Source organism: Amycolatopsis plumensis (assembly GCF_042652605.1).
Lineage (GTDB): Bacteria > Actinomycetota > Actinomycetes > Mycobacteriales > Pseudonocardiaceae > Amycolatopsis > Amycolatopsis plumensis.
The window spans coordinates 1,252,706-1,278,118 of the sequence record NZ_JBHSJY010000001.1 but is presented as its reverse complement, the minus strand read 5'-3'; the positions used below and the strand labels follow the sequence as shown (position 1 = coordinate 1,278,118).

Annotated in this window: 26 protein-coding genes; 8 read left to right on the top strand and 18 right to left on the bottom strand. The window is 71.1% G+C overall.

All coding sequences use genetic code 11. From position 1 onward, the window contains the following. From ACFPLC_RS05735 to ACFPLC_RS05720, 4 genes are read right to left on the bottom strand one after another with little or no spacing between them, the layout of a single operon-like run. The gene (locus ACFPLC_RS05735; protein ID WP_378188881.1) at positions 1 to 804 is read right to left on the bottom strand and encodes an SAM-dependent methyltransferase; all 804 of its coding nucleotides are present in this window, start codon (positions 802 to 804) and stop codon (positions 1 to 3) included. Continuing rightward, positions 804 to 1,607, bottom strand: a complete 804-nt coding sequence (locus ACFPLC_RS05730; protein WP_378188879.1) for an SAM-dependent methyltransferase — start codon at positions 1,605 to 1,607, stop codon at positions 804 to 806. Before ACFPLC_RS05730 ends, ACFPLC_RS05735 begins: the two co-directional genes overlap by 1 nt. A 46-nt stretch (positions 1,608 to 1,653) precedes the next feature. Beyond that, positions 1,654 to 3,216 carry an acetolactate synthase large subunit gene (locus ACFPLC_RS05725; protein ID WP_378188878.1) on the bottom strand — a complete coding sequence of 521 codons (1,563 nt, stop codon included), beginning with the start codon at positions 3,214 to 3,216 and terminating at the stop codon, positions 1,654 to 1,656. Beyond that, positions 3,213 to 4,598, bottom strand: a complete 1,386-nt coding sequence (locus ACFPLC_RS05720; RefSeq protein ID WP_378188877.1) for an FAD-binding oxidoreductase — start codon at positions 4,596 to 4,598, stop codon at positions 3,213 to 3,215. Before ACFPLC_RS05720 ends, ACFPLC_RS05725 begins: the two co-directional genes overlap by 4 nt. Positions 4,599 to 4,794: 196 nt before the next feature. Between ACFPLC_RS05720 and ACFPLC_RS05715 the strand changes: the two genes are divergently transcribed. Continuing rightward, positions 4,795 to 7,536, top strand: a complete 2,742-nt coding sequence (locus ACFPLC_RS05715) for a type 1 periplasmic-binding domain-containing protein (protein ID WP_378188875.1) — start codon at positions 4,795 to 4,797, stop codon at positions 7,534 to 7,536. Positions 7,537 to 7,549: 13 nt separating this feature from the next. Here the strand turns inward: ACFPLC_RS05715 and ACFPLC_RS05710 are convergent, their stop codons facing one another. Continuing rightward, positions 7,550 to 7,975, bottom strand: coding sequence for a roadblock/LC7 domain-containing protein (locus ACFPLC_RS05710; RefSeq protein ID WP_378188874.1), 426 nt, complete (start codon positions 7,973 to 7,975; stop codon positions 7,550 to 7,552). Positions 7,976 to 8,109: 134 nt separating this feature from the next. Between ACFPLC_RS05710 and ACFPLC_RS05705 the strand changes: the two genes are divergently transcribed. Continuing rightward, complete coding sequence (locus ACFPLC_RS05705; RefSeq protein WP_378188872.1) at positions 8,110 to 8,931, top strand: aldo/keto reductase; 822 nt, start codon at positions 8,110 to 8,112, stop codon at positions 8,929 to 8,931. A gap of 9 nt (positions 8,932 to 8,940) precedes the next feature. Here ACFPLC_RS05705 and ACFPLC_RS05700 read toward each other — a convergent pair whose 3' ends face one another. Beyond that, on the bottom strand, positions 8,941 to 9,438 hold the full coding sequence (locus ACFPLC_RS05700) for a DUF3830 family protein (RefSeq protein WP_003079597.1): 498 nt from the start codon (positions 9,436 to 9,438) through the stop codon (positions 8,941 to 8,943). A gap of 2 nt (positions 9,439 to 9,440) precedes the next feature. Continuing rightward, the gene (locus ACFPLC_RS05695; protein ID WP_378188870.1) at positions 9,441 to 10,697 is read right to left on the bottom strand and encodes an aspartate aminotransferase family protein; all 1,257 of its coding nucleotides are present in this window, start codon (positions 10,695 to 10,697) and stop codon (positions 9,441 to 9,443) included. A 91-nt stretch (positions 10,698 to 10,788) separates the two neighbouring features. Between ACFPLC_RS05695 and ACFPLC_RS05690 the strand changes: the two genes are divergently transcribed. The 3 genes from ACFPLC_RS05690 to ACFPLC_RS05680 are packed head-to-tail and all read left to right on the top strand — an operon-like array spanning position 10,789 to position 13,832. Further along, positions 10,789 to 12,252, top strand: a complete 1,464-nt coding sequence (locus ACFPLC_RS05690; RefSeq protein ID WP_378188869.1) for an NAD-dependent succinate-semialdehyde dehydrogenase — start codon at positions 10,789 to 10,791, stop codon at positions 12,250 to 12,252. Further along, positions 12,249 to 13,307, top strand: a complete 1,059-nt coding sequence (locus tag ACFPLC_RS05685) for a tartrate dehydrogenase (protein WP_378188867.1) — start codon at positions 12,249 to 12,251, stop codon at positions 13,305 to 13,307. The genes ACFPLC_RS05690 and ACFPLC_RS05685 overlap by 4 nt, the downstream gene beginning before the upstream one ends. Before the next feature lie 60 nt (positions 13,308 to 13,367). Then, positions 13,368 to 13,832 carry a DUF4262 domain-containing protein gene (locus ACFPLC_RS05680; protein WP_378188866.1) on the top strand — a complete coding sequence of 155 codons (465 nt, stop codon included), beginning with the start codon at positions 13,368 to 13,370 and terminating at the stop codon, positions 13,830 to 13,832. A 118-nt stretch (positions 13,833 to 13,950) separates the two neighbouring features. Here ACFPLC_RS05680 and ACFPLC_RS05675 read toward each other — a convergent pair whose 3' ends face one another. The 3 genes from ACFPLC_RS05675 to ACFPLC_RS05665 are packed head-to-tail and all read right to left on the bottom strand — an operon-like array spanning position 13,951 to position 16,219. After that, positions 13,951 to 14,670, bottom strand: coding sequence for a GntR family transcriptional regulator (locus ACFPLC_RS05675; RefSeq protein ID WP_378188865.1), 720 nt, complete (start codon positions 14,668 to 14,670; stop codon positions 13,951 to 13,953). 1 nt (position 14,671) lies between these two features. Further along, positions 14,672 to 15,418, bottom strand: coding sequence for a maleate cis-trans isomerase family protein (locus ACFPLC_RS05670; protein ID WP_378188863.1), 747 nt, complete (start codon positions 15,416 to 15,418; stop codon positions 14,672 to 14,674). A 60-nt stretch (positions 15,419 to 15,478) separates the two neighbouring features. Then, positions 15,479 to 16,219: a maleate cis-trans isomerase family protein gene (locus ACFPLC_RS05665; RefSeq protein WP_378188862.1), complete on the bottom strand. Its 741-nt coding sequence runs from the start codon at positions 16,217 to 16,219 to the stop codon at positions 15,479 to 15,481. A gap of 101 nt (positions 16,220 to 16,320) precedes the next feature. Here ACFPLC_RS05665 and ACFPLC_RS05660 point away from each other — a divergent pair, with 101 nt between their 5' ends. The 3 genes from ACFPLC_RS05660 to ACFPLC_RS05650 are packed head-to-tail and all read left to right on the top strand — an operon-like array spanning position 16,321 to position 19,008. Next, a complete protein-coding gene (locus ACFPLC_RS05660) occupies positions 16,321 to 17,319 on the top strand; it encodes a D-2-hydroxyacid dehydrogenase (RefSeq protein ID WP_378188861.1) in 999 nt (332 codons plus the stop codon). Further along, on the top strand, positions 17,316 to 18,692 hold the full coding sequence (locus tag ACFPLC_RS05655; RefSeq protein WP_378188860.1) for an amidase: 1,377 nt from the start codon (positions 17,316 to 17,318) through the stop codon (positions 18,690 to 18,692). The genes ACFPLC_RS05660 and ACFPLC_RS05655 overlap by 4 nt, the downstream gene beginning before the upstream one ends. A 58-nt stretch (positions 18,693 to 18,750) precedes the next feature. Then, positions 18,751 to 19,008, top strand: coding sequence for a hypothetical protein (locus ACFPLC_RS05650; RefSeq protein WP_191312922.1), 258 nt, complete (start codon positions 18,751 to 18,753; stop codon positions 19,006 to 19,008). A 1-nt stretch (position 19,009) separates the two neighbouring features. Here ACFPLC_RS05650 and ACFPLC_RS05645 read toward each other — a convergent pair whose 3' ends face one another. Genes ACFPLC_RS05645 through ACFPLC_RS05610 form a run of 8 tightly spaced genes read right to left on the bottom strand, consistent with a single transcriptional unit; the run spans position 19,010 to position 25,260 of the window. Beyond that, positions 19,010 to 20,233 (bottom strand): MFS transporter, encoded by a 1,224-nt coding sequence (locus ACFPLC_RS05645; RefSeq protein WP_378188859.1) that lies wholly within the window; start codon positions 20,231 to 20,233, stop codon positions 19,010 to 19,012. Positions 20,234 to 20,285: 52 nt separating this feature from the next. After that, entirely contained in the window at positions 20,286 to 20,810 is a 525-nt protein-coding gene (locus tag ACFPLC_RS05640; RefSeq protein WP_378188858.1) for an ArsR/SmtB family transcription factor, read from the bottom strand. Between the two features lie 40 nt (positions 20,811 to 20,850). Continuing rightward, entirely contained in the window at positions 20,851 to 21,672 is an 822-nt protein-coding gene (gene pqqB, locus ACFPLC_RS05635) for a pyrroloquinoline quinone biosynthesis protein PqqB (RefSeq protein WP_378188857.1), read from the bottom strand. Beyond that, positions 21,669 to 22,733, bottom strand: coding sequence for a pyrroloquinoline quinone biosynthesis protein PqqE (gene pqqE / locus ACFPLC_RS05630; protein ID WP_378188856.1), 1,065 nt, complete (start codon positions 22,731 to 22,733; stop codon positions 21,669 to 21,671). The genes pqqB and pqqE overlap by 4 nt, the downstream gene beginning before the upstream one ends. Further along, positions 22,724 to 22,990 carry a pyrroloquinoline quinone biosynthesis peptide chaperone PqqD gene (pqqD, locus tag ACFPLC_RS05625; RefSeq protein WP_378188855.1) on the bottom strand — a complete coding sequence of 89 codons (267 nt, stop codon included), beginning with the start codon at positions 22,988 to 22,990 and terminating at the stop codon, positions 22,724 to 22,726. Before pqqD ends, pqqE begins: the two co-directional genes overlap by 10 nt. Continuing rightward, a complete protein-coding gene (gene pqqC, locus ACFPLC_RS05620) occupies positions 22,987 to 23,676 on the bottom strand; it encodes a pyrroloquinoline-quinone synthase PqqC (protein WP_191312934.1) in 690 nt (229 codons plus the stop codon). The genes pqqD and pqqC overlap by 4 nt, the downstream gene beginning before the upstream one ends. 3 nt (positions 23,677 to 23,679) lie before the next feature. Then, complete coding sequence (gene pqqA / locus ACFPLC_RS05615) at positions 23,680 to 23,835, bottom strand: pyrroloquinoline quinone precursor peptide PqqA (protein ID WP_378188853.1); 156 nt, start codon at positions 23,833 to 23,835, stop codon at positions 23,680 to 23,682. 60 nt (positions 23,836 to 23,895) lie between these two features. Beyond that, the gene (locus tag ACFPLC_RS05610; protein ID WP_378188852.1) at positions 23,896 to 25,260 is read right to left on the bottom strand and encodes a WS/DGAT/MGAT family O-acyltransferase; all 1,365 of its coding nucleotides are present in this window, start codon (positions 25,258 to 25,260) and stop codon (positions 23,896 to 23,898) included. Positions 25,261 to 25,413: the final 153 nt, after the last annotated feature.

Genomic DNA, 25,413 nt, shown 5'->3' with positions numbered 1-25,413 from the left:
TCAGTTCTTGCGGGCCACCAGGGCCAGCTGGCTGGCCAGCTCCGGATGCTCGCCGACTTCGGCCGGATCGTCCGGACGCCACTCCGGCGTGAACACGATCCCCGGCGGCAGGACTTCGAATCCCGCCACCAGTGCGCGCAGCTCCTCCTTCGAGCGCGCGACGACGTCGGTTCCGCTCTGCCGGTACAGCTCCGCCGCGCGCCGGACCTCTTCGCCCTGCCCCTCGAACGTGCCCGACGACAACGCCAGGTAACTGCCCGGGACGAGCGCGTCCCGGTAGGCCGCGATCAACCCCGCCGGGTTCCGGGAGTCCGGGATGAAGTGGATGAACGCCGCCATGATCAGCATCACCGGCTCTGTGAAGTCCAGCAGCCGCTCGGTCGCCGGGTGCTCGAGGACGTCCGCCGGGATTTCCGCGTCCGCCTGCACCATCTCCGCGTTGGCGTTGCCCTGCAGGACGATCTCGCTGTGCGCGACCGCGATCGGCTCGTTGTCGACGTAGACCACCCGCGACGCCGGGTCGATCGCCTGGACGACCTCGTGCACGTGGCCGACCGTCGGCATGCCCGAGCCGATGTCCAGGAACTGGCGGATTCCCTGCGCAGCGCCGAAGCGCACGGCGCGGCGCAGCCACTGCCGGTTGAGCACGGCCAGTTCCCTGGCCTCCGGCCGCACCTGGAGGATCCGCTCGGCGAACTCCCGGTCGATCGCGTAGTTGAGCTTGCCGCCGATCAGGAAGTCGTACACCCGGGCGGCGTTCGGCTTGTCGAAGTCGATCCCGCGGGACGCGTGCCCGTCGGTCATCAGCGCTCCTTGCGGGCCACCAGCGCGAGGCCGCCCGACTGCTCCGGCGGGTCTTCGAGCGGCCCGTCCGGACGCCATTCCGGGGTGAACACGATCCCCGGCGGCAGGATCTCGAAGCCCTTCACCAGCGCCCGCAGCTCGTCCGGCGACCGCAGCGTCAGGGGCGTGCCGCTCTTCTCGTACAGCGCGACCGAGCGCTGGGACTCCTCGCCCTGCCCCTCCCACGTGCCCGACGACAGCGCGAGGTAGCTGCCCGGCGCGAGGACGTCGCGGTAGGCGCCGATCAGCCCGGCCGGGTCTCGCGAGTCCGGGATGAAGTGCACGAACGCCGCCATGATCACCATCACCGGCTCGGTGAAGTCCAGCAGTGCCTCGGTGACCGGGTGCTCCAGCACTTCGCCCGGGTACTCGGCGTCGGCCTGGACCATGGCCGCGTTCTCGTTGCCCTCCAGCACGATTTCGCTGTGCGCGACCGCGATCGGCTCGTTGTCGACGTAGACCACCCGCGACGCCGGGTCGATCGCCTGGACGACCTCGTGCACGTGGCCGACCGTCGGCATCCCCGAGCCGATGTCGAGGAACTGCCGGACGCCCTGCTCCGCCCCGAACCGCACGGCGCGGCGCAGCCACGCCCGGTTGGTCAGCGCCATGTGCCGGGCGTTCGGCAGCACACTGAGGATCCGGTCGGCGAAGACGCGGTCGACGGCGTAGTTGAGCTTGCCGCCGATCATGTAGTCGTACACGCGCGCGGCGTTCGGTCTTTCGAGGTCGATACCCCGCTTCGCGTGTTCGTCTTCGCTCATCCGCCGCTCCCGGGTTCGAGAAGTGTCACGGGAGGATAGTCCGGTCCTAGAGCAGCGGCGGCACCACGGCGTCGATGAGGTGCGGGCCGGGCTCGGCGAAGGCCCGCTGGAGCTGCTCGGCGAGCTCTTCGGCGGTGGTGGCGCGCGACGCGGGAACGCCCATGCCCTCCGCGATCTTCACGAAGTCCATGTCCGGCCGGGAAAGATCGAGCAGGTCGTTCGCCTTCGGGCCGCCCGAGGCCGCGCCGACGCGCTGCAGTTCCAGGCGCAGGATGGCGTACGCGCGGTTGTTGAGCAGCACGGTCGTGACGTTCAGGTTTTCCCGCGCCTGCGTCCACAGCGCCGAGATCGTGTACAGCGCACTGCCGTCGGACTGCAGGTTCAGCACCGGCCGGTCCGGCGCCGCGACGGCCGCCCCGGTCGCCACCGGCATGCCGTAGCCGATCGCGCCGCCGGTCAGCGTCAGGACGTCGTGGCGCGGCGCGCCGGCCGTCGCCATCGGCAGCATCAGGCCGGACGTGTTGGCCTCGTCGGCGATGATCGCGTTCTCCGGCAGCAGCGCCCCGATCACCTCGACCCAATTCTGCGGTGTCAGCGGCCCGCTCGGCAGAGCCGGCCGCGATTCCGGCGCCAGCACGGGCTCGGTGTCCGCGGCGACCAGGTCGGCGACTTCGTTCAGCGCGCGCGTGACGTCCTGCGCGACCGACGCGAGCGTGTGCACCTGGGCGCCTTCGGGGACCAGGTCGCTCGCCTTGCCCGGGTAGGCGAAGAACGACACCGGCGCCTTGGTGCCCGCGACGACGACGTGCTTGATCCCGTCGAGCTGGTAGGCGACCTGCTCGGCGAGGTAGCCCAGCCGCTCGATCGACGGCAGCCCGGCGCCGCGCTCCAGGCGCGCCGGGAACGTTTCGACGAACACCTTGGCACCGGTCGCGGCGCCGATGCGGCTGGCCGCGCGCAGGCCTTCCTCGCGGCACGCGCTCCCGCCGACGAGCAGCGCCACCGGCTCCCCGGTACCGAACACCGCGGCGACGTCCTTGACGGTCGTCGCGTCGACGGCCTGCGGCACGCGCGGCGGGATCGGCGCGCAGGTCTCGCCGCCTTCGCCCCACGAAGCGTCCGCGGGCAGGATCAGCGTGGCGACCCGGCCGGGCGCGTCCTGGGCCGCCGCGACCGTGGCGGCGGCGTCGGCCCCGACGTCCTTCGTGTGCTCGGAGCGGCGCACCCAGCCTTCCAGCGAGCCGGCGACGGCCTCGATGTCCGACTCCAGCGGGGCGTCGTACTGCTTGTGGTAGGTCGCGTGGTCGCCGACGACGTTGACGATCGGCGTGTGCGCGCGGCGCGCGTTGTGCAGGTTCGCCAGGCCGTTGCCCAGGCCGGGGCCGAGGTGCAGGAGCGTCGCGGCGGGCTTGTCCGCGATCCGCGCGTACCCGTCCGCCGCGCCGGTGACGACGCCTTCGAACAGCGCCAGCACGCCCCGCATCTCCGGGACGGTGTCGAGGGCGGCGACGAAGTGCATCTCGGACGTGCCCGGGTTGGCGAAGCACACCTCGACGCCGGCGTCGACCAGCGTGCGGATCAGGGACTGGGCGCCGTTCAGCTCGCTCATGCTTTTCCTTCGGGGAAGAGAACGCCGGGGTTGAGGATCCCGGCGGGGTCGAAGCTCTGCTTGATCCGGCGCATCAGCTCGATCTTCGCCGGGTCTTCGAGTTCGGCGTGGTAATGCGCCTTGGTGCGGCCGAGGCCGTGCTCGCCGGAGATCGCGCCGCCGAGTTCCATGGCGTACGCGAAGATGTCGGTGAGCAGCTGCTTCCGCTTGGCGTCGTCCTTGCAGAAGATGCCGAGGTGGACGTTGCCGTCGCCGGCGTGCCCGCAGCCGAGCGCGCCGCCGCCGGCGGCCATCGCGAGCTCGCGGGCCTTGGTGATGAACTGCGGCATCGCGGTCCGCGGCACGACGACGTCGATCACGTCGTCGGCGCCGGCCGCCTTCGCGGTCCAGAACGCCTTCTCCCGGGCTTCGATGAGCTTGCGGGCAGCGTTGCCTTCGAGAACGTAGACGTCGGTGGCGCCCAGCTCGCCGAGCAGCTCGCCGACGGTTTCGACGTCCTCCTCGAGCCGGCCGCTCTCGCGGTTTTCCAGCGCCACCACGAGGTACGCCTCGCTGGTCTCGCGGATCTTGTCCGGGACACCCAGTTCGAGCTTCTCGTTGTAGACGATGGCCGCCATCGTCAGGTTGTCGATGTACTCGAGGATGTGCGGCGCGAGCCCGCTGGAGAGGATCTCCGGCACGGCGGCCATCACCTGGCCGAAGTCGCCGAAGGGGGCGAGCACTGTGGCGCCGTGGGCCAGCCGCGGGTGCAGCTTGACGGTGATCTCGGTGGCCAGCGCGAGGGTGCCCTCGGAGCCGATGATCAGCTGCGTGAGGTCGTAGCCGGTGGAGATCTTCGACGTCTTGCCGCCGGTCCGGATGATCTCGCCGGTCGGCAGCACGGCCTGCAGGCCGAGCACGTTGTTGCGGGTGACGCCGTACTTGACCGCGCGCATGCCGCCGGCGTTGGTGCCGACGTTCCCGCCGACGCTCGCGCTGAGCTCACCGGGGTAGACGGTGTAGCCGAGCCCGGCCTCGGCGGTCCTGGCGTCGAGCTCGGCGAGGGTCACGCCGGGCTGGACGACGGCGACGTGATTCCCGGTGTCGACTTCGAGGACGGCGTTCATCCGCTCGAAGGAGATCAGCAGGCCGTCCGCCTGCGGCCGGGCCGCCCCGGACAGCCCGCTGCCGGAGCCTCGGGCGGTCACGGGGACGTGATACTCCGAAGCGGCCTTCAGCAGCTCCGCGACTTCTTCGGCCGTTGCCGGCTTCGCGACGTACGCAGGCTTCTGCGGCTCCGCCGTCAGCGCTTCGTCGTGCGCGTAGTCCTCCGAGATCGCCTCGCCCGTCAGCAGGTTTCTCTCCCCGACGATCTCGGCCAGGCGTGCTGCCACGTCGCCCATCGGCAGTTTCTCCTCCGCGCCGTCGCTGTGGTTACCGCAGCGTAGTACGTACCGGCGGTACGCCGCCATGAAGGGTTTTCACGTTTTTTCTTGCTCTTTTCAGGTACGACTCCCGCGATTGCCGGTCACGAACTCCGCACTGCCCGTGATCCTCCTTGCTGGGAGGCACGGTCGCGAGTAGCCGGAGGGGCGGAACATGAATGGTCTCGACCCGCTGTTGCGGGAAGTGCGCGAGCTGATCGACCGCCCGCGCTGGAGGTGGTCCGAGAAACACCGGGACCTGCGCGGGGAGCAGGCGCTGCCGTTGCTGTGCCTGATCGGCGAGCCGGAGGCCACCAAAGCCGTGACCGAGGCACTGGCCGCCCGGCTCAACCCGGATCCGCGTGGGCTCGACCGGGTGCCGTCGCGGCTGATCCCGTCCGCCTCGGTCGACGCCGCCCTGATCACCGTCGACGCCGGGGACGGCCGTCCCGTGCTGCCGCTGCTCAACCACCTGGTCAAGAACCTGAGCTCGGACCGGTTCGGGGCGGGCAAGGAGATCCCGTTCCACACCTTCCGCCTGGTGGACTGGCTGACCCGGCACCGCCAGTCCACGCTCGAACGCAACCAGCAGGCCCCGCTGCGCTCGAAGCTCCTCGAGTGGTACGCCCCGACCTCGCCCGAGGGCGAAGGCACCGAACTGCTCAGCCGCATGGTGGGCGCGGTGGCGCCGGAAAAGGCGCTCGACCTGACCCGGCTGATGCCGCGCCTGCTGTCCCGGTTCGGGCGGTGGCTGTGGTTGCGGGGGCTTCGCGGCGGTGAGCCGCGGTGGCTGATGCGGCAGCGGTTCATGGTGCCCAAGCATTCCGCCGATTTCCTGGGGTTCGCCCGGCGGCTCACCACCGACGCCCGCGAGAACGAGAACCTCGAACAGCTGAAACTGCTCCTGGTCCGCGCTTTCCTGCGGGACCTGCGCCGGTTCTACGGCACTCGCACCTGGTGGCTGCGCCGGTGGCGGCGTACCGCCTACCTCACCGCCGTCCTCCACGGGATCACCGAGGTCAACGGCGGCTGGGAGCTCCTGCACCTGATCAACGACGTGCGCAACCAGACCGGCGAGCACGACCCGCTGCTGGTGATCGCGACCGCGACGGACCTCCCGGACAGCCTCGACGTCAAACCCGGCTCGGTGCGCACGATCAAGGAGGACGTCGCCGACTGGAAGAAGTACCTGCCACGGCGACGGCAGCAGTTCCGGCCGGCCGCCCGGTTCCTCGTCATCCGGCTCGACGGCGAAGACCCGGCGTCCTGGCACGACGCGGACAGCGGCCGGCACTGGGAGCCGAGGAAGATCCCCTGGTTCGCCCGCAAACCGGCCGTGGTCGCCGCGGTGCTGCTGCTCCTGGCCGGGACGGGCGCGAGCACGATGGCGATGCTGCCGGAGCCCGTCCCCGACCCGTGCGGGGTCGCCGGGTTCCCCGAGGCCGGCGCCGTCCTCATGCCAGAGACCGGGGAGTGCGTCGGGGTGAGCGCCGGGGGTTACGTCTTCGGCAGCACGGGCAAGCTGCGCAAAGCCCAGGAGGCGGTGTTCGAGCAGAACGAGATCGCGGAGCGCCTGCACGAAACCAATCCCGACCGCTCGATCGTCACGCTGGTCTACTTCGCCGAATTGACCCATCCCGACACCCGGGAAGGCACCGACGACGCCGAGGCGGAGGAGGTGACCGGGCTGCTGATCCAGCAGTCGCAGTACAACACGGTGGGCAACTCCACCGAGGACGCCCTGAACCCGCTGCTGCGGATCGTGGTCGCCAACGGCGGCTACCAGATGCGGCACGCGCGGCGCACGGTCGATCGGTTCATCGCGCCGCTCGCCGAGCGGGACCCGACGGTGATGGGTGTCGTGGGCGGTGGGCGGAGTGTCACCCAGACCGAGAGCGCCATCGGCGCGCTCGGGGCGTTCGGCATCCCCATCGTGGCCACGACGCTGACCGGGGACTCGTTGCCCGCACTGTCACCGCTGTACTTCCAGATGGTCGCGGGCAACCGCCCGCAGGCACGGCTGGTCGCCGAGTACGCCGCGGCCACCGGGCGGACGGTGACCGTCTACCACCCCGACCTCGTCCAGGAACCCGACCAGTACCTCAGCACGTTGCACGACCGGTTCGCCGAACTCGCGCACGGACGATCGTCGATCCGCTTGCGCCAGTGGCGCACCCCGTCGACGGTGGAGGTCGACTGCCGCGCGGACGACATCGCCTTCTACGCGGGCCGCGAGACCGGCTTCACCGACTTCCTCAACCACGTCCTCGACGGCTGCCCGGCCACCGGCAAGCCCACGATCATCGGCGACGACGCCGTGACCCGGTTCATCGCCCAGGGTGAGAGCCGCCGGTCCGACCGGTTCTCCAACGTTTCGCTCGGGTACGTGTCGCTGGCCAACCGGGTCGTGCTCGCCGGCAGTTCCTGCGTCTCCGAGGGAAAGCCCGCCGTCGCGGGCAGCGACCCGGACGGTCAGCGGCCGCTGACCATCTTCTGCGCCGGGCTGAGAGGGCTGTACTCGCCGCGGGACGACCGGCCGGCCGGCTGGCAGGCCTTCGGAGCGGAACTCGCCGCGCACGGCGGTAACCGTCGCTGGACCGGAGAGCGCGTCGGGACCGCCTACGATGCGGCCGGGCTGTACCTCACCGCCGTGAACCGCAACAAGCTCCGTGCGGTCCCCGAGGCGGGCAAGCTCGCCCCGAACCGGGCGACGGTCGCCCAGGAGTTCCGCGAGTTCGACTGCTCCGACTCGATGAGCGCCGCCTGCTTCAAGGGCGTATCGGGCCGGATCGATTTCCGGGCCGGCCGCGACGGGGCCGACCGGCCGCTGGCCGTCGTCACCATCGACGACATCACCGCCGTCGACGCCAACCCCGTCTGCACCTTCCGCTTCCAGGACAGCGCGCCCTGCCCTTGAGCGCGTCCGCGGCTCAGTTCCCCGTGGTCAGCGCGTCCTGGAGCAGGGCCGGCGCCTGCCTCGCGACGACGTTGAACAGGCCCATGGTCGTGTCCGGCCGGGCGAACACGACCACCAGGACGGGACCCTGCACGGGGAAGACGCAGATGTGGCCGAGCGAGCCCTGGAACATCGCGCCGCGGGCCTCGCCGAGGCCGGCCTGCCCGACGAACCTCGTGGCGAGGCCGACGGAGGCGGCGGCCATGGCCGCCACGCTGTCGTCTTCGATCTCCTGGGTGTCGCTGGCCGGCAGGAGGCCGTCCCGGCTGGCCACCAGCGGCCCGGTGATGTTGGCCCGGTCGACCTGGTCGCGGATCTCGTCGAGGGCCTTGGCCGCGGCCTTGGCGTCGGGGTGGGCCTCCCAGCGGCCCGAGCGCCATCCCGCTTTCGTAGTCGACAAGGGCGGCTCCCACCGCGCCGGAGATGGAAAGGGCTTCCTTCAACGCGGTTTCGATGTTCGTGTGGCTGACCGTCTTGGATTTAGCTCAGGCTAAATCTCTGGTGGGTGACCACGGCGGCGGCGAAGCTTCCGGCATGACCTCGACGTACACCTTCGAAGACGGCCTTTCCGTGCACCGCTTGGGTTTCGGTGCCATGCGGCTGACCGAGTGGGACCACGTGAAGGACGGCGCCCAGGCCGTCGCCCGCCGCGCGGCCGAGCTCGGCGTGACGTTCTTCGACACCGCCGACGCCTACGACCTGGGCCTGAACGAGGAACTGCTCGCCGACGCGCTTCACCCGTACCCCGGCCTGCTCGTCGCGACGAAGTGCGGGCACGCGCGCCCGAGCCGCGGCGAGTGGGTCCCGCTCGGCCGGCCCGAATACCTGCGGCAGCAGGCGGAACTTTCGCTGCGGCGCCTGCGCGTCGACCGCCTCGAGCTGCTGCAGCTGCACCGGATCGACCCGCAGGTGCCGCTCGCCGACCAGATCGGCGCGCTCGCCCGGCTGCGCGACGAGGGCAAGGCCGCGCGGATCGGACTGTCCGAAGTGACCGTTGCGCAGCTGGCCGAGGCGCGGGCCATCGCGCCGATCGCGAGCGTCCAGAACCGCTACAACCTGACCGATCGCGCGTCCGAAGACGTCCTCCGCTATTGCGAACGGGAGGGGATCGCGTTCGTCCCGTGGCTCCCGATCGCCAACGGTCGCCACACCACGGCGGGCGGCGTGCTCGCCGAGGTCGCGGCCGGTGTCGGCGCGACCCCGGCTCAGGTGTCCCTCGCCTGGCTGCTGCGCCGGTCGCCGGTCGTCATCCCGATTCCGGGGACGTCGTCGACCGCGCACCTGGAGGAGAACTGCGCCGCCGCGGAAATCGCGCTCTCCGACGCCGATTTCGAGCGGTTGAACGCGCTCGGGTGAGCCGGCGCCTCAGGCGCGTGCGAACGAAAGCGTTTCGCCTTCGACCCCCCGCAGCCACAGGTCCTGCGCGGCCGCCGCCATCTCGGCCAGGCCCTCCTCGATGGTGGCGAACACGTTGCCGGGCACCCAGCCCGCGTCGCCGTTGATCAGCAGGTTGTTGCGGCCGTAGAAGATCGCCAGGTCGGTGGCGCCCTGGTCGCTGTGCGCCTCGCTGCCTTCGTCGTAGCCGTACGCCGGGTTGCCGATTTCCCAGGCCTCGAAACCGAAGTAGACGACGTCGCCGGGGATCGGCGTGATCGTCGGGTTCTCCCGGCCCGGCTTGGGCTCCGCGAACGGCGGCACGAGCGTGTAGACCTCGTTGCGCGCGTACTTCGCGTGGTAGGCGGATCCGCTCTGCGGCAACGCGTCCCAGACCGCTTTGCAGGTCCGCGGGGCCTCGTCGTCGAGCAGCCGGGCGCGGCAGGAGACGCCGCGCTTGTCGAGGGTAATCGTGATGTACCGCGCCATGTTCAGCTCCCCGTGACCGAAGCGACGACCTCGCCCCAGATCCGCAGCGCGTCGTCGACCTGCTCGGCGGTGACGACCAGCGGCGGCACCATCCGGACGACGTTCATGTACGGCCCGCAGGTGAGCAGCAGCAGCCCGTTCTTCGACGCGGCCTGCTGCGCCGCCTGCGCGGTGGCCGTGTCCGGCTCGCCGTCGGCGGTGGTGAACTCCGAGCCGACCAGCAGCCCGAGCCCGCGCACCTCGCCGATCGACGGCGTCTTGTCCGCGATCACCCGGGCGCCTTCAAGGAGCTGGCGGCCGCGCTCGGCGGCGTTCTCGACCAGGTTCTCCTGCTGGATGACCTCGAGCGTGGCGATTGCCGCGGCGCACGAAACGGCGTTGCCGCCATACGTTCCGCCCTGCGATCCCGGGAACGCCTTCGCCATCAGCTCTTGCGAAGCGGCGATGCCGGACAGCGGGAAGCCGCTCGCCAGTCCCTTCGCGATGAGCACGATGTCGGGGGAGACGTCGAAGTGGTCGTGGCCCCAGAACTTGCCGGTGCGGCCGAAGCCGGTCTGGATCTCGTCGACGACCAGCAGGATGCCGTGCCGGTCCGCACGCTCGCGCAGCCCGGCCATGAACTCGCTGTTCGCCGGGACGTACCCGCCTTCGCCCAGCACGGGCTCGACGAAGATCGCGGCGGTCTCGTTCGGCGCGCTGACCGTCTGGAAGAGGTAGTCGAGCTCGCGCAGCGCGAACTTCGTCGCCGTCCGCTCGTCCCAGCCGTAGTGGTAGGCGTAGGGGAACGGGGCCACGTGCACGCCGGCCATCAGCGGGCCGATGCCGGCGCTGAACCGCGTCCCGGACGTCGTCATCGACGCGGCGGCGACCGTCCGGCCGTGGAAACCGCCCTGGAAGACGATCACGTTCGGGCGTTGGGTCGCCTGCCGCGAAAGCCGCAACGCCGCTTCGACCGCTTCACTGCCCGAGTTCGCGTAGAAGAGCGAGTCGAGCCCGCTCGGCAGGACGCCGCCGAGGCGCTCGGTCAGCTCGAGGAGCGGCTTGTGCATGACCGTCGTGTACTGGCCGTGGACGAGCTTGCCGATCTGCTCCTGCGCGGCCCGCACCACGTGGGGGTGGCAGTGCCCGGTGCTCGTGACGCCGATGCCGGCGGTGAAGTCGAGGTGGCGTTTGCCCTCGACGTCGTAGAGGTAAACCCCGTCACCGTGGTCGACCACGACGGGCGTTGCCTGCTTGAGCAGCGGAGAGAGCTGAGCCACAGCGTGCTCCTCGGTCGGTTCGAGCGGGTTGTCGATTGTTGACAATATCCATAGCATGGCCCTCGGGACAACACGTGAGGAGCAAGTCGGGATGAGCGCGAGCACCGAGTCCGGCGTCGTCGAGGCGGTCGGCAACGAACTGTTCATCGGCGGCAAGTGGGTGGCCGCCCAGGGCGGGAAGACGTTCCCGGTGGTCGACCCGGCCACCGGTCAGGAGCTCTGCCACGTCGCCGACGCCTCGCCGTCGGACGGCGTCGCGGCGCTGGACGCGGCCGTGGCGGCGCAGGCGGACTTCGCGAACATGGCGCCCCGCGAGCGCGGCGAGATCCTGCGTCGCGCCTACGAACTGCTGATGCAGCGCCAGGACGAGCTGGCGCTGCTGATGACCCTGGAGATGGGCAAGCCGCTCGCCGAGTCGAAGGGCGAGATCGCCTACGCCGCCGAGTTCTTCCGCTGGTTCGCCGAGGAGGCCGTCCGCATCGACGGCGGCTACGCGACCGCCCCGAACGGCGCGGGCCGGTTCCTCATCACCAAGCAGCCGGTCGGGCCGACGCTGCTGATCACGCCGTGGAACTTCCCGATGGCGATGGGCACGCGCAAGATCGGCCCGGCGATCGCCGCGGGCTGCACGTCGGTGATCAAGCCCGCCGCGCAGACGCCGCTGTCGATGCTCGCGCTGGCCGGCATCCTCGCTGAGGCGGGCCTGCCCGAAGGCGTGCTCAACGTCGTCACGACCAGCGACTCCGGCGGCGTGATGGAGCCGCTGATTCGCGACGGACGCGCTCGCAAGCTTTCCTTCACCGGTTCCACCGGGGTCGGCCGCAAGCTGCTGGAGCAGTGCGCCGACAAGGTCCTGCGCACGTCGATGGAGCTGGGCGGCAACGCGCCCTTCCTGGTCTTCGACGACGCGGACATGGACGCCGCCATCGACGGCGCGATGCAGGCGAAGATGCGCAACATCGGCGAGGCGTGCACCGCGGCGAACCGGTTCTACGTGCAGCGCGGCGTCGTCGACGAGTTCGCGCGGCGGCTGACCGAGCGCATGCGGGCGCTGCCGATGGGCCGCGGCACCGAAAAGGACGTCGTGGTCGGCCCGCTGATCGACGACAAGGCCGTCGAGAAGGTGACGGAGCTGGTCAAGGACGCCACCGACCGCGGTGCTCGCGTCCTCACCGGCGGTTCGGGCGTCGACGGGCCGGGCCACTTCTACCAGGCCACGGTGCTCACCGACGTCCCGCAGGAAGCGCGGCTGACGCACGAGGAGATCTTCGGGCCGGTTGCCCCGATCACGCCGTTCGACACCGAGGAAGAGGCGGTGGCGAAGGCGAACGACACCGAGTTCGGGCTCGTTTCCTACGTCTTCACCAGCGATCTCAAGCGTGCGCTGCGGGTTTCGGAAGCCCTGGAAGCCGGGATGATCGGGCTCAACCAGGGCATCGTGTCGAACCCGGCGGCGCCGTTCGGCGGGATCAAGCAGTCCGGGCTCGGCCGTGAGGGCGGCTCGGTCGGCATCGACGAGTTCCTGGAGACCAAGTACATCGCGGTGGCTCTGTGACGGCCTACCGCCTGGCGAGCATCCCCGGCGATGGGATCGGGGTGGACGTCACGGTCGAGGCCCGCAAGGTCCTCGACCGTTCTGCCGAGCTGTTCGGGTTTTCGCTGGAGTGGACGGAGTTCGACTGGAGCTGCGAGCGGTACGCGCGGCTCGGGTCGATGATGCCGGACGACGGGGTTGCGCAGCTGTCGGCGTTCGACGGGATCCTGCTCGGCGCGGTCGGCTTCCCCGGCGTCCCGGACCACGTTTCGCTGTGGGGCCTGCTGATCCCGCTGCGGCGGGCGTTCCAGCAGTACGTCAACCTGCGGCCGGTGCGGCTGCTGCCGGGGACGACGTCCGTGCTGGCCGGGCGGAAGGCCGAGGAGCTGGAGCTGGTCATCGTCCGGGAGAACTCCGAAGGGGAGTACTCGGCGATCGGCGGGCGGCACAACGCCGGACGTCCCGACGAATTCGTGCTGCAGGAGTCGGTTTTCACGCGCGTCGGCGTCACGCGGATCATCCGGTACGCGTTCGAACTGGCCCGGACGCGGTCTTCCCGCGTCTGCTCGGCGACGAAGTCCAACGGGCTGATCCACTCGATGCCGTTCTGGGACGAGATCTTCGCCGAGGTGGCGGCGGAGTTCCCGGATGTCCACAGTGAACAGATGCACGTGGACGCGCTGGCCGCGCGGATGGTCCAGGCGCCGGACCGGCTCGACATCGTGGTGGCGTCGAACCTCTTCGGCGACATCCTGAGCGACCTCGCGGCCGCGATTACCGGCGGCCTCGGAATGGCGCCGTCCGGCAACATCAACCCATCGGGTGAATTCCCGTCGATGTTCGAGGCGGTCCACGGGAGCGCTCCGGACATCGCGGGGCAGGGGATCGCCAACCCCGTGGCGCAGATCCTGGCGGCCGCGATGCTGGTCGAACATCTGGGCGAAACCGTTGCCGCACAAGCGATCCGCGCCGCGGTGGACCGGGTGCTCGACGAGGGCCGCGTGCGCACGCCGGACCTCGGCGGCACGGATACCACAGAACGGCTCGGCACGGCGGTGGCCGAAGCGCTGGGCTGATTTTTGTCGGTGCCCTCCGGCACGGTGGACCACGAGCCCACCGAGGGGGAGGAGACACCGATGTGCTTCGAGTGCGAGAACCAGGACAGATCCGGTTACCTGGACCGGCTTCGCGACGGCGTGGCCGAGCGGGGCTGGCTGGTGCAGGGCGTCGAGGGAGCGGGGCCGTACCCGCCGTGGGCCTACACGATCGGCCTGAGCGGGTGCGGCTTGCCGGAGCTGGTCGTGACGGGCCTGCCGATGCTCGCGGCCGGGAACCTGTTGAACTGCATGGCTTCCCGGGTCCGCCACGGCCCGTCCCTCGCGGCGGGCGACCACACCCGGTTGCGCGACGGCCCGCTGCTCGAGGTCGTCGAGCTCACCGAGCCGTCGGTCCACCTGGTGTTCGCGGTGGCGCTGTACGGTCCGGAAATCCGGGCGCTGCAACTGGTCCACGCGGACACCCGCGGCCGCTTCCCCTGGTCCCCCGACTACCGCGACGGCCGAGCCGGCCAGCCCGTCCTAGGACCCCGCCATGCCCACTGACCCCATCCTCCCGACACGCGAGTCCCGCCCCGGATCACGCGTGTCGTCCACCCAGGTACGCGAGTCGGCTCTTCAATCACGCGTGTCGACTCTTCAATCACGCGTGTCGGCTCTGCGATCACGCGTTTCCCGGCACCGGCGGAGCTTCCCCGTCCGTGAGACTCGTACCCGGCGCCAGCCGCTGCACCGCGTCCTCCATATGGGCTTCGAGCAGCGTCAGCGCCGTCTCCTCGTCGCCGTCGCGCAGGGCCTGGATGAGCTTCGTGTGCTCCTCCACGCGCTCTTCGACCCGCTGGTACGTGCTCTGCAACGCCGTCAGGCACATCCGCGTCTCGATCAGCAGCGTCCGGGCCATCCGCACCAGCCGCTTGCTGCCGGAGGCGTTGATGAGGGCCTCGTGGAACTTGAGGTCCGCCGTGGAGAGCGCGGTGGGGTCGTCTTCGCTCGCCGCGGTCGCCATCTCGGTGACGGTCTGCTCGAGGACGTCCGCGATCCGGTCGCGGTCGCCGCCGCGCAGGGCGCGCAGCATGGCCGCCCGCTCGATGGCGGATCGGGCCGCGTAGATGTCGTAGACGTCGCCCGGCTCGAGGTCGATCACGAACAGCCCGCGGTGTCTTTCGCTCCGCAGCAGCCCTTCGGACACCAGGTGCTGCATGGCTTCCCGGAGCGGCCCCCGTGACACCTGGAACCGCGCGGCCAGCTCGGTCTCGCCGAGCTGGGTCCCGGGCGGGAGGGCGCCCGTCATGATCGCGTCGCGCAGCTGGCGCGCGATGACGGCGGCCGTCGACTCGCGGCTCACCGGTTCGATCTCGGGCAGCATGCCCGGCGGCAGGGCCATCTCAGGCGCTCCCGTCCGGCAGGTGCCGGAAGAGCGCGCCGAGCGAGCGGACGAGCCGGTGCTGCCCGGTCAGGCGCAGGCCCTCCCAGACCGTGACCTGGTTGGCGGTCAGCACGGGCTTGCCGAGCGCGGCCTCCACGGCGTTGATCTCGCCGAGGGTGCGCATGGCGGTGTCCGGGACGAGCACCGCCTGGGCGTCCGGGTGGTCGTGGCTCACGGCGAGCTCGACGACGGCCTCCGGGCTCATCGCGCCCACCTCGGCGGCCGTGACGATGTCCGCGCTGGCCATCGAGACGACCTCGATGCCGCCGGCCCGGAGGAAGTCCACGAACAGCCGGGCGATGTCGTCCGGGTAGCTGGCGGCGACGGCGACCCGCTTGACGTCCAGCGCCCGCGCGGCGTGCACGAACGCGAAGGAGGTGCTGGAGGCCGGGACACCGGCGACGGCGGCGAGGCGGTCGGTCTGGTCGCGGGCGCCCTCCCAGCCGTAGACGAAGCTGCCGCTGGTGCAGGCCCAGATCACCGCGGCGGGCTCGTGCTTGGCGAGGAGGGCGGCGCCGTCGGCGAGGCGGGCCTCGCTGCCGAGGTCGAGCAGCTCGGCCACCGCGTGCTTGTCGGTGCCGTAGATGTGCTCGACCGCCAGCCGGATGTCGCCCTCGTCGACGGCCATGCCGCCGAGGAGCTGCTCGGCCAGCGGGTAGTCGTCTTCGGCCGCGTGGTCGGGGTAGATGAAACCGATGGTGGTCACGGAACCTCCGGAGGGGACGCAAATTGTCGACAATCCTAGAGGGGAGGTCAAGGAAAACCTTCACGACACGTCACGGAGCCACCGTCCGGGTCCGACGATGGGCAGGTCCATCCGGCGCAGGCACGCCCACATGGTCAGCTGGTTGGCGGTGAGCACCGGCTTGCCGAGCGCGGTTTCCAGGGGTTCGATCAGGTCGTAGGTGGGGAGGTTGGTGCAGCTGACGAAGATCGCTTCGGCGTCGCCGTGGTCGGCGGCGAGGATGCGCTCGGCGATGGTCCGGTAGCTGACCTTCCAGATGCCGCCGCCCAGGCCGAGGTGGTCGCTGGCGACGGTGGTGACGTCCAGCTCGGCGAGGAAGTCGTGCAGGGCGCGGGTCAGGTCGGCGTCGTACGGCGTGAGCACCGAGACGCGGTGGAGGCCGAGCTGGTGCAGCACTTCGGCCAGCGCGCCCGAGGTGGTGACGGCGTCCGGTGCGCCGGCGTCGCAGATCGCCTTGGTCAGCGAGCGCTCGTAGTCGACGCCGTTGACGAAGCTGCCCGACGTGCAGAGGTAGGCGACGACCTCCGGCTCGACGTGCAGCACGTCGCGGGTCGCGCTGGCCAGGTGGTGGCTGTCGCTGACCAGGCGGGCCATCTCCATGCTGACCGGCACGGGCTCGTACGGCGTGCGGGCGAGGTGGAGGGACACCTCCATCGGCACCCAGCGCCAGAGCTCGCGCTCCAGCGCGAGGTCGAAGGGGGCGATGACACCGATGCCGCGTTGCGCCAGCGGGCCGTCGAACGCCAGGAAGTCGAAATCCAAGGCTCAGCCTCCGGAATACGTCCGTACTTGACACGTCCGGTGCTCCGGGGGTCGTTCCTCGGATTGTTGACAATCATACGAGTCACTTTTACCGTGTCAACGTGATCGCCTCGGAACACCGGGAACTCCCCGTCCTGGCCGTGCTCTGCGGCGAGTCCCGCCCACCGGACATGCGTGCTGTCGAATCCGGGGCGGTCGTGCGTTACACGGACGCGGCGGGCCTGGCCGAAGCGTTGTCCGGAGCGGACGCACTCTTCGTCTACGACTTCCTTTCCACGGCGGTGCCGGGCGCGTGGCACGCGGCCGACCGGCTGCGCTGGCTCCACATCGCCAGCGCGGGCGTCGACCCCGTGCTGTTCCCGGGGCTGCGCGAGAGCGACGTGGTCCTGACGAACTCGCGGGGTGTCTTCGACGACGCCATCGCGGAGTACGTGCTGGGCGTCGTGCTCGCCTTCGCCAAGGACTTCGCGCGCTCGCACGACCTGCAGCGCGAAGCCCGGTGGCTGCACCGCGAAACCGAACGGATCGCCGGGCGCCAGGTGCTGGTCGTCGGCACCGGGCCGATCGGGCGGGCCATCGCGCGGCTGCTGCGCGCGGCCGGGATGCGGGTGAGCGGCGCCGGCCGCCGCGAGCGCATCGGCGACCCGGACTTCGGCGTCGTGCACGAATCCGCGCGGCTGACCGAGGTCCTGCCGCACGCCGACTACGTCGTCGCGGTCGCGCCGCTGACCGAGCACACGAAGGGCATGTTCGACGCGCGCGCGTTCGCCGCGATGAAGCCGTCGGCGCGGTTCGTCAACGTGGGGCGGGGCGAGCTCGTCGTGACGTCGGATCTGGTCGAAGCGCTGACCACGAAGTCCATCGCGGGCGCCGCGCTCGACGTCTTCGACACCGAGCCGCTGCCGGCCGAACACCCGCTGTGGACCCTGCCGGACGTGCTGATCTCGCCGCACATGTCCGGGGACTTCGTCGGCTGGCGGAACACGCTGGTCGAGGTGTTCGCCGAGAACTTCCGCCGCTGGCGCACCGGGGAGCCGCTGCGCAATGTCGTCGACAAGACACTCGGCTACGTGCCGTCGGGGAACCAGGGAGCCGGATGAACGACAGGATGCTGACCGCCAGCGAGCTCGTCGCCGCCTACGCGACCGGTGAGCTTTCGCCGGTCGAGGCGACGCAGAACGCGCTGCAGGCCATCGAAGCCCGGGACGGCGAGTGCAACGCCTTCTGCCTCGTCGACGCCGACCGCGCGCTGGAGCAGGCCAAGGCGTCCGAGGTCCGCTGGCGGGACGGCAACCCGATCGGGTGGCTCGACGGCGTGCCGTCCTCGATCAAGGACATGTTCCTGACCCAGGGCTGGCCGACCGTCCGGGGTTCGAAGAGCATCGACCCGGACCAGCCGTGGGACGTCGACAGCCCGGTCGCCGCGCGGATGCGGGAGGCCGGCCTGGTGTTGCTGGGCAAGACGACCACGCCCGAGATCGGCTGGAAGGGCGTCACCGACAGCCCGCTGTGCGGCATCACGCGCAACCCGGCCGACCCGGCGAAGACGGCGGGCGGGTCGAGCGGCGGCAGCGCCGCGGCCGTCGCGGCCGGGATGGGCGAGCTGTCGGTCGGCACGGACGGCGGCGGCTCGGTGCGGATCCCGGCGTCGTTCTGCGGCATCGTCGGACTGAAGCCCACCCACGGCCGGATCCCGCTCTACCCGGCGAGCCCCTTCGGTCCGCTCTCGCACGCCGGCCCGATGGCGCGCTCGGTGGACGACACCGCGCTGCTGCTGGACGTTCTTTCGCTGCCCGACCACCGCGACCCGGCCGCGCTGGCGCCGCCGGTGGGGTCGTTCCGCGAGGCCGTCCGGCGGGACGTGCGCGGGTTGATCGCCGCGTTCTCGCCCACGCTCGGCTACGTCGACGTCGACCCGGAGGTGGCCGCGATCGTCGCGGACGCTGTCCGCGCGCTGGGGGAGGCCGGCCTGCACGTCGAGGAGACCGACCCCGGGTTCGCCGACCCGAAGCCGGCGTTCGACGTCCTGTGGTCCTCGGGGGCGGCGAAGCTGCTGGACTCGTTCCCGCCCGGCTCGGCGGACCGGACCGACCCCGGCCTGCGGCGGGTCTGGGAACTCGGCGCGAAGTGGACGGCGAGCGACTACCTCGACGCGACCGCCGAGCGCGCCGCGCTGGGCATCCGGATGGGCGAGTTCCACACGCGCTACGACGTGCTGATCACGCCGACCCTCCCGATCGCGGCGTTCGAGGCCGGGCACGACGTGCCGCCGGGCAGCGGGCTGAGCGAGTGGCCGGAGTGGACGCCGTTCACCTACCCGTTCAACATGACCCAGCAGCCGGCGATCAGCGTGCCGGCCGGGCGCACGTCGGCGGGGCTGCCGGTCGGCCTGCAGGTCGTCGGGCCGCGGCACTCGGACGATCTCGTGCTGGCGGTGGCGAAGCTGCTCGAGGAAGTGCGGCCCTGGGCGTGACCACCCGTGAGGGTGAAACCCGGACCGGAGCGGGGAAAGCTGTGCCACTGTCGGCCGGGTGAACGCTCAAGGCTGGCGGTACGAACGAGCCATCCCGACCGTCGACGTCGCCGGCGAGCCGACGCGGCTGGTGGTCGGCCTGGTCGAGCAGGGCGACCGGCTGGCCGCCGCGTTGCGGGTGGACGACGGCAAGGCCGCGCTGGTCCCGCTGGAGACCGGCGGGGAGCTGCTGAAGGCGCTGCGCGAGACGCTGGAGAGCTGGTGGCGTCTCGACGGCCATCGCGACCTGACGTCCGGACCCCGCGTGGGCCGGTAGGTCAGCCCGGGCCGACCGGCGCCCGGCGGACGAGCCCGCGCACCTGCGAACTGCACAGCACGGGCACGGTCGCGGCGACGACCAGGGCCGCGCCGCCCAGGAGGGTTGCGGAGAGGCCGGCGTGCTCGGCCACCGGACCCGCGGCGATCTGGCCGACCGGCATCGCGATGAACGAGCCGAGCATGTCGTAGGAGTAGACGCGGGCGAGCTTGTCCGGCGGGATGTTCTCCTGCAGCGACACGTCCCACGCGACAGCGAACTGTTCCAGCGCAACGCCGGAGAGGAACATCGCGGCCAGCAGCGGTACCAGGTACGGGGTCTCGCCCAGGGCGAGCATCGGCAGCGCGCCCGCCAAGACCCACGCGACACCGGCGAAGAGCATCCGCCGCGGTTGCCAGTGGGCGGCGACGACGCCGCCGAGCAGCGACCCGGCGGTCTGCACGGCCAGCGCGAGCCCCCAGGCGGTGCGGCCGAAGGTGCTGTCGGCGACGAGCGGGCCGATCACGCGCAGCGCGCCGGAGAGCACCGCATTGACGATCATGAACTGCAGCACCACCAGCCACACCCAGGACCGGGCGCGGAACTCCCGCCAGCCTTCGGCGAGTTCGGCGAGCGGGCGGCGGCCGGGAACGCGCTCGCCGCGCGGCAACCTGATCCGGCCGTAGGCCAGCGCGGCGCCGAGGAAGAGCAGCGAGTTCCCGGCGAGCGCCCACCCGGAGCCGGCGAAGGCGACGAGCACACCGGCCAGCCCGGCCCCGGCGATCCGGCCGGTGTTGGAGAGCAGCCGGACCAGGGCGTTCGCCGGGGTGAGCAGCGCGGAAGGCACGGTCAACGGCGTGAGCGAGGCGGCCGCGGGCAGCGAAATGGCCGAGGCGGCGCCGTTGACGAGCCCGAGCCCGGCCAGCAGCGGGATCGAGGAAAATCCACAGAGGACACTCGCGGCGATGGCGCCCTGCGTGAGCGCGGCGGCGGTTTCGGTGCCCTGCAGGATGACCGACCGGGGCAGCCGGTCGGCCAGCATCCCGCCGAAGAGGAGCAGGAGAACGTTGGCGATCGACCGGGCGCCGACGACGATCCCGAGATCGACGGCGGACCCGGTGAGGTCGACGACGGCGAAGGCGAGCGCGAAGGGGGCAACGGCATTCCCGAAGTCGGCCAGGCTCCGGCCGGTGACGAGCGCGCGGAACCGGGCTTCCCGCAGCGGGGCGAGCAATGGAGTGGTCACGACAGCCGCTCCGAGGGCGCGGCAACGCGGGTTGGGCATGGGGTGCGCGCCCTCATGAGACCGCGTCCGAATCCGGGCTCTCCAGCTCGAACAGCGCCACGCTCGCGCTGACCCGCACCGTTCCCGGGGTCCTCGGCGGCTGAGCCGCCGCGTGCAGCTCCTCGCTCAGTGCCGTTGCCTTCTCCAGCAACCGCGCCCACAGCTTCGGGTCCACCCACAGCTCCGCGTCCGTCAGCGATGCCCGGCGGTCCGTCGCCCGCGCCGAGGCCCGTCTCAGCAGCTCGTTCGCGATCGCCTTCGTCAGTAGCTTCTCCTCGCCCGGCGATCGGCTGGTCAGGCGCCTGCCCGAGGCCGGCTGGTGGCGGTAGCGCTTGGCCCGGCCGCCGCGGATGTGGACTTCCTCCGCCACCTCCAGCAGGCCCGCGTCGTGGAGCCTGCGGACGTGGTAGCTCACGTTCGCCTGCGTCTCGCCGAGCTCGCGGGCCGCCTCCGCCGCGCTCAGCGCTGTGCCCGTCAAGAGCGACAAGATGCGCAAGCGGAGCGGGTGGGCCAGCACCCGGAGGTGGTCGTGGGGCACGGGACCAGTGAACCACGACTGTCAAACAGTCATTTGGGGGTCAGAGGGTGAACCGCGCGCCGTCCGGAGGGAGGGCTGCTCCCGCGGCCAGGACCGCCGCGTGCTCGGGGGACGCAGGGTCGAGGACCGGGTTCGTGTTGTTGACGTGCGTGAACGCCCACCGCCGCCCGGCCACCCGGGGCAGGCCGGCCGTGATCGGCAGGTGCCCCATCGCGAGCTGGTCCGGCCCGCCCACCCCGGCCATCTCGTCCGGCGCGTAGAACGTCCCGTCCAGCAGCACCAGCGAAGCGTCGGCGACGAACTCGTCGAACCCCGCGGGCCAGCTGCGCAGGCACGGCGCATACACCAGCACCCCGCCGGTCGCCGGGTCCGTGATCCGGTACGCGACCACCCAGGGGCCATCGGAAGCCGAGGCGTACTTCGGCCGCTTGTCGCTCACCGGCAGCACCTCGACGCGCAGGCCCGGAAGGTCCACAACGGACGACCACGTCCAGCCGCCGTAACTGTCCACGACAGAAGAAACCGGCGACAACGCGGTCAGCACCGCCGGTGGCGCCCACACCGGGAGGCCGCCCGACTCGCGCAGCATCAGCAGGCCCAGCGTGTGGTCGAGCTCGGCGTCGGTGAGCAGCACCCCGCGCAGCGGGATCTCGCGCGGCCCCGGCCCGGCCCGCAACTCCGGCGTCGCGAGGATCTGCGCCCGGATGTCCGGGGAGCAGTTGAGCAGGTACCAGCCGTCGCCCGCGCTGATCGCGACGCAGTCCTGCGTGCGCGGCGGCAGCCCCGCCGTGCACAGACGGCACGCACAATTCCACTGTGGACACCCGCCGCCCGCCGCGGTGCCGAGCAGGATCACCTTCACCGGCGCATGACCAGGTCGGAAGCGCCGGGGCGAGACAGGACCAGATCGACCACCGCGCGCTGCGGCGACCGCGAGCACACCGGGTCGGTGGCCGCGGCGTCGCCGGTGAGCAGGAACGCCTGGCAGCGGCAGCCGCCGAAGTCGAGCCCGCGGCGGTCGCACGTGCGGCACGGCTCGCTCATCCACTCCTCGCCGCGGTAGGCGTTGAACGACGGCGACTCGTACCAGATCTCCGACAACGGCGTGTCCCGCACCGAGGACAGCGAAAGCGTCGAAATCGCCGACGCCGCCGGGCACGGCAGCACGGTCCCGTCCGGCGCCACCGTCAGCTGCCGCGCGCCCCAGCCGTACATGCACGGCTTCGGGTACGGCTCGTGGTAGTCGGCGACGACGTAGACGATCTCCATCGTCCCCCGCAACCGGGAAACCGCCGCGCGGACCACCGGCTCGGCCGCGGCCAGCTGGGCCGCCGTCGGCATCAGCGCGTCCCGGTTGCGCAACGCCCAGCCGTAGTACTGCGTGTTCGCCAGTTCCAGCCGGTCCGCGCCCATCCGCTCGGCCAGCTCGATGATCCCGGCCAGCTGGTCGTGGTTCTGCCGGTGCAGCACGACGTTCAGCGACAGCGGCAGCCCGGCTTCCTTCACCAGCGCGGCCGCCGCCAGCTTCCGGTCGTGCGCCTTGGCCCCGGCCAGCAGGTCGGCCCGCTCCCGCGTCGCACCCTGCGCCGACAGCTGGACGTGCGCCAGCCCGCGCGAAACCAGGTCGTCGAGCCGCGCGGCCGTCAGGCCGAGCCCCGAGGTGACCAGGTTGACGTAACAGCCGAGCTCGTGCGCGTGGGAGACCAGCGCAGGCAGGTCCGGCCGGAGCAACGGCTCACCGCCGGACAGGTGCACTTGCAGCACACCCAGTTCCCGCGCCTGGGACAGCACCGACAACCATTCCTCAGTGGACAGCTCGGCGACCCGGGTGGTCAGCTCGACCGGGTTGGAGCAATAAGGACAGTGCAGCGGACAGCGGTGGGTCAGCTCGGCCAGCAGGCCCAGCGGCGGGCTCACGTCCATGCGACGACCCGCCGATCTCCCAGCCGGGACAGCACCGCGAGGACGTCCTGCGCGACGACACCGGTGTAGCGCCGGGAAAGCGCCGTCGTGATCTCGGTGACGGACCGGGCACCGTCGCACAGCTCGAGCACCGCGGCCGCCGTGGCGTTCGGGACCAGGACACCCTCGGGGAACAGCAGCACGTGCGTCTCCCGGACGTGGTCGAAGGACAGCCGCACGCCGCGGCGCAACCGGGGAACGGACTCGGCGGTGATCACGCGGCCGCCCGCTCGATCGCGTCGAGCATCGACCACAGGACGTCGCACTTGAACGACAGCGCGGCGATCGCGCGGTCCTGCTGTTCGCGCGTGACGCAGTGGCGGACCACGATGTCGAGCGTGTCCTTGCCTTCGCCGGAAACCTTGTCGATGCGGTTGGTGAAGTAGGCGAGGTCCTCGGGAGAGATCCACGCGTAGTGCGCGAGCATGTCCGCCACCCGCTGCTGCATCAGGTGCCCGGCGAACATCTCGGTCAGTCCCGAGGCGACGGCCTCCCACCACGGTTTCGTCCGGGCGAAGGTCACGTACGCGTCCACGGCGAACCGGACCCCGGGAGCGACGTGCCGCTCATCGAGAACCTCGTCGCGGGACAACCCGACGGCCGTGCACAGCCGCAGCCAGCGTTCGATCCCGCCGGTGCCGGCGCTCACGCCGTCGTGGTAGACGATCCGGTCGAGCCACTGCCGTCGGATCTCCGGCAGCGGGCAGTTGCTGATGATCGCCGCGTCCTTCTGCGGCAGCACGCACTGGTAGTACCAGCGGTTCGCCGCCCAGACCCGCAGCGCGCGCTCGTCGAGCTCGCCCGCGTGCAGCCGGCGGTGGAACGGGTGCGTTCCCCAGTACCGGCCGGAAAGACCGCGCAGGGCGTCGATGAATGCGCTTTCCGGAAGTGGCTCGACCGGCATCGCTCAGTCCGCCATGCGGGCCGCGTAGGCGGTGACCTCCATCGGGGTTTCGTACTCGACGAAGTCCGGGGTGGTCCACTCCTCGGTCATGGCCTGCTCCTCTTCTCCGGGGGCTGATCGTCGCCACCCTAGGAGCGGGCAGAGCCGCCTGACCAGCATTTTCGCCGTGCTTTCGGAAAGTTTCCTTCCGATGGGGGAGCAACCGTGCCGATGAGCGGGCTACCTTACTGCAGCTTCGAGCTCCACCAAGGCTGTGTCGAGGTGTGTCAGGATTCGCTGCAGGTGCGGAACGCTGCGGCGGCAGCCCGTGATGCCGAAGTCGAGGTGGTCGCCGTTGCTGGTCAGCGTGATGTTCACGGCCTGGCCGTCGAGCAGCACCGACGCCGGGTAGATGCCGTCGAGCTGGGCGCCGTTCCAGTACATCTGCTTGCGCGGGCCGGGCACGTTCGAGATCACCAGGTTGAACGGCGGCCGCGTGTTCTTCACGATGCCCGGGATCGGCGAGACGCCGAGCTGCGCGACGTTCACCGCGGACAGCAGGAGCGTCTGCACCGGCGTCAGTTCCGAGAACAGCCGCTTGCCGTTGCGCATCGACTGGTGGATGGTGACCAGCCGCTTGCCCGCGTCCGGCAGGTCGGTGGCCAGGTTGCACAGCAGCGCGCCGATGTGGTTGCCGGCCGCCTCGCCCGGGTCGTTCTGGCGGCGCAGCGACACCGGCACCATGGCGATGAGCGGCGCGTCCGGCAGGGCGCGCTGTTCGATCAGGTAGTCCCGCAGCGCACCCGAGCACATCGCGAGCACGACGTCGTTGCGCGACACCCCGGCCGCGGTGGCCACCTGCCGGACGCGGTCCAGCGGCCACTTCTGCGCCGCGAACCGCCGCGCGCCGCCGATCGGCACGTTCAGCATCGTCTTCGGCGCCTGCCCCGGCAGGGTCAGGGTGTGTTCGCCGAACGCCTCCCGCGCCACCTTCATCGCGGCCGGCGCCAGGCTCGCGAGCTGGTTGGCGGTCTTGCGCGCGGTCCCGAACAGCGACCGCGGGCGCTTGTCGCGCTCGCCGCCCGGCTCGCGCCGGGTGCCCCACCACGGCGGGCAGTCCAGGTCCGCCGGGTCGTCCGAGAGCGTGCCCTGCAGCTGGCGCAACGCCGAAACGCCGTCCATCAGCGCGTGGTGGACCTTGGTGTAGACGGCGAACCGGCCGTCGTCGAGGCCCTCGATGAGGTGGGTCTCCCAGAGCGGCCGGTGCCGGTCGAGCAGGGTGCTGTGCCAGCGGCCGGTCAGCTCGAGCAGCTCGCGGACGCGGCCCGGGCGCGGCAGCGCCGAATGCCGGAAGTGGTAGTCGAGTTCGAGGTTGTCGTCGGTCGCCCAGGCCACGTGGCCCATCGTGTTCACCGGCCGGGCCGGGCGGCGCCGGAACACCGAGCGCATGTTGTCCGATTCGAGGAGGCTGTTCCGGACATCGCGCAGGTACTCGTCGCCCGCGCCCTCGGGTTTCTTGAACAGCTGCAGACCGCCCACGTGCATCGGATGCTCGCGCGTTTCGACGAGGAGGAACATCGAATCGGTCACGGGCATCATCGCCATGGGACATCACCTCTCGAGCTCGGCACGCCGACTCTACGCGCTCGGCGGCCGCCGGTGGATCACGTTCTACTCCGTCTCGGATGACCGCCCGCGGCGCAGGGGAAACGTCCGTGCCACCGATGGCCGAACGCGGGTGATCGGCGGCGGGGCGAG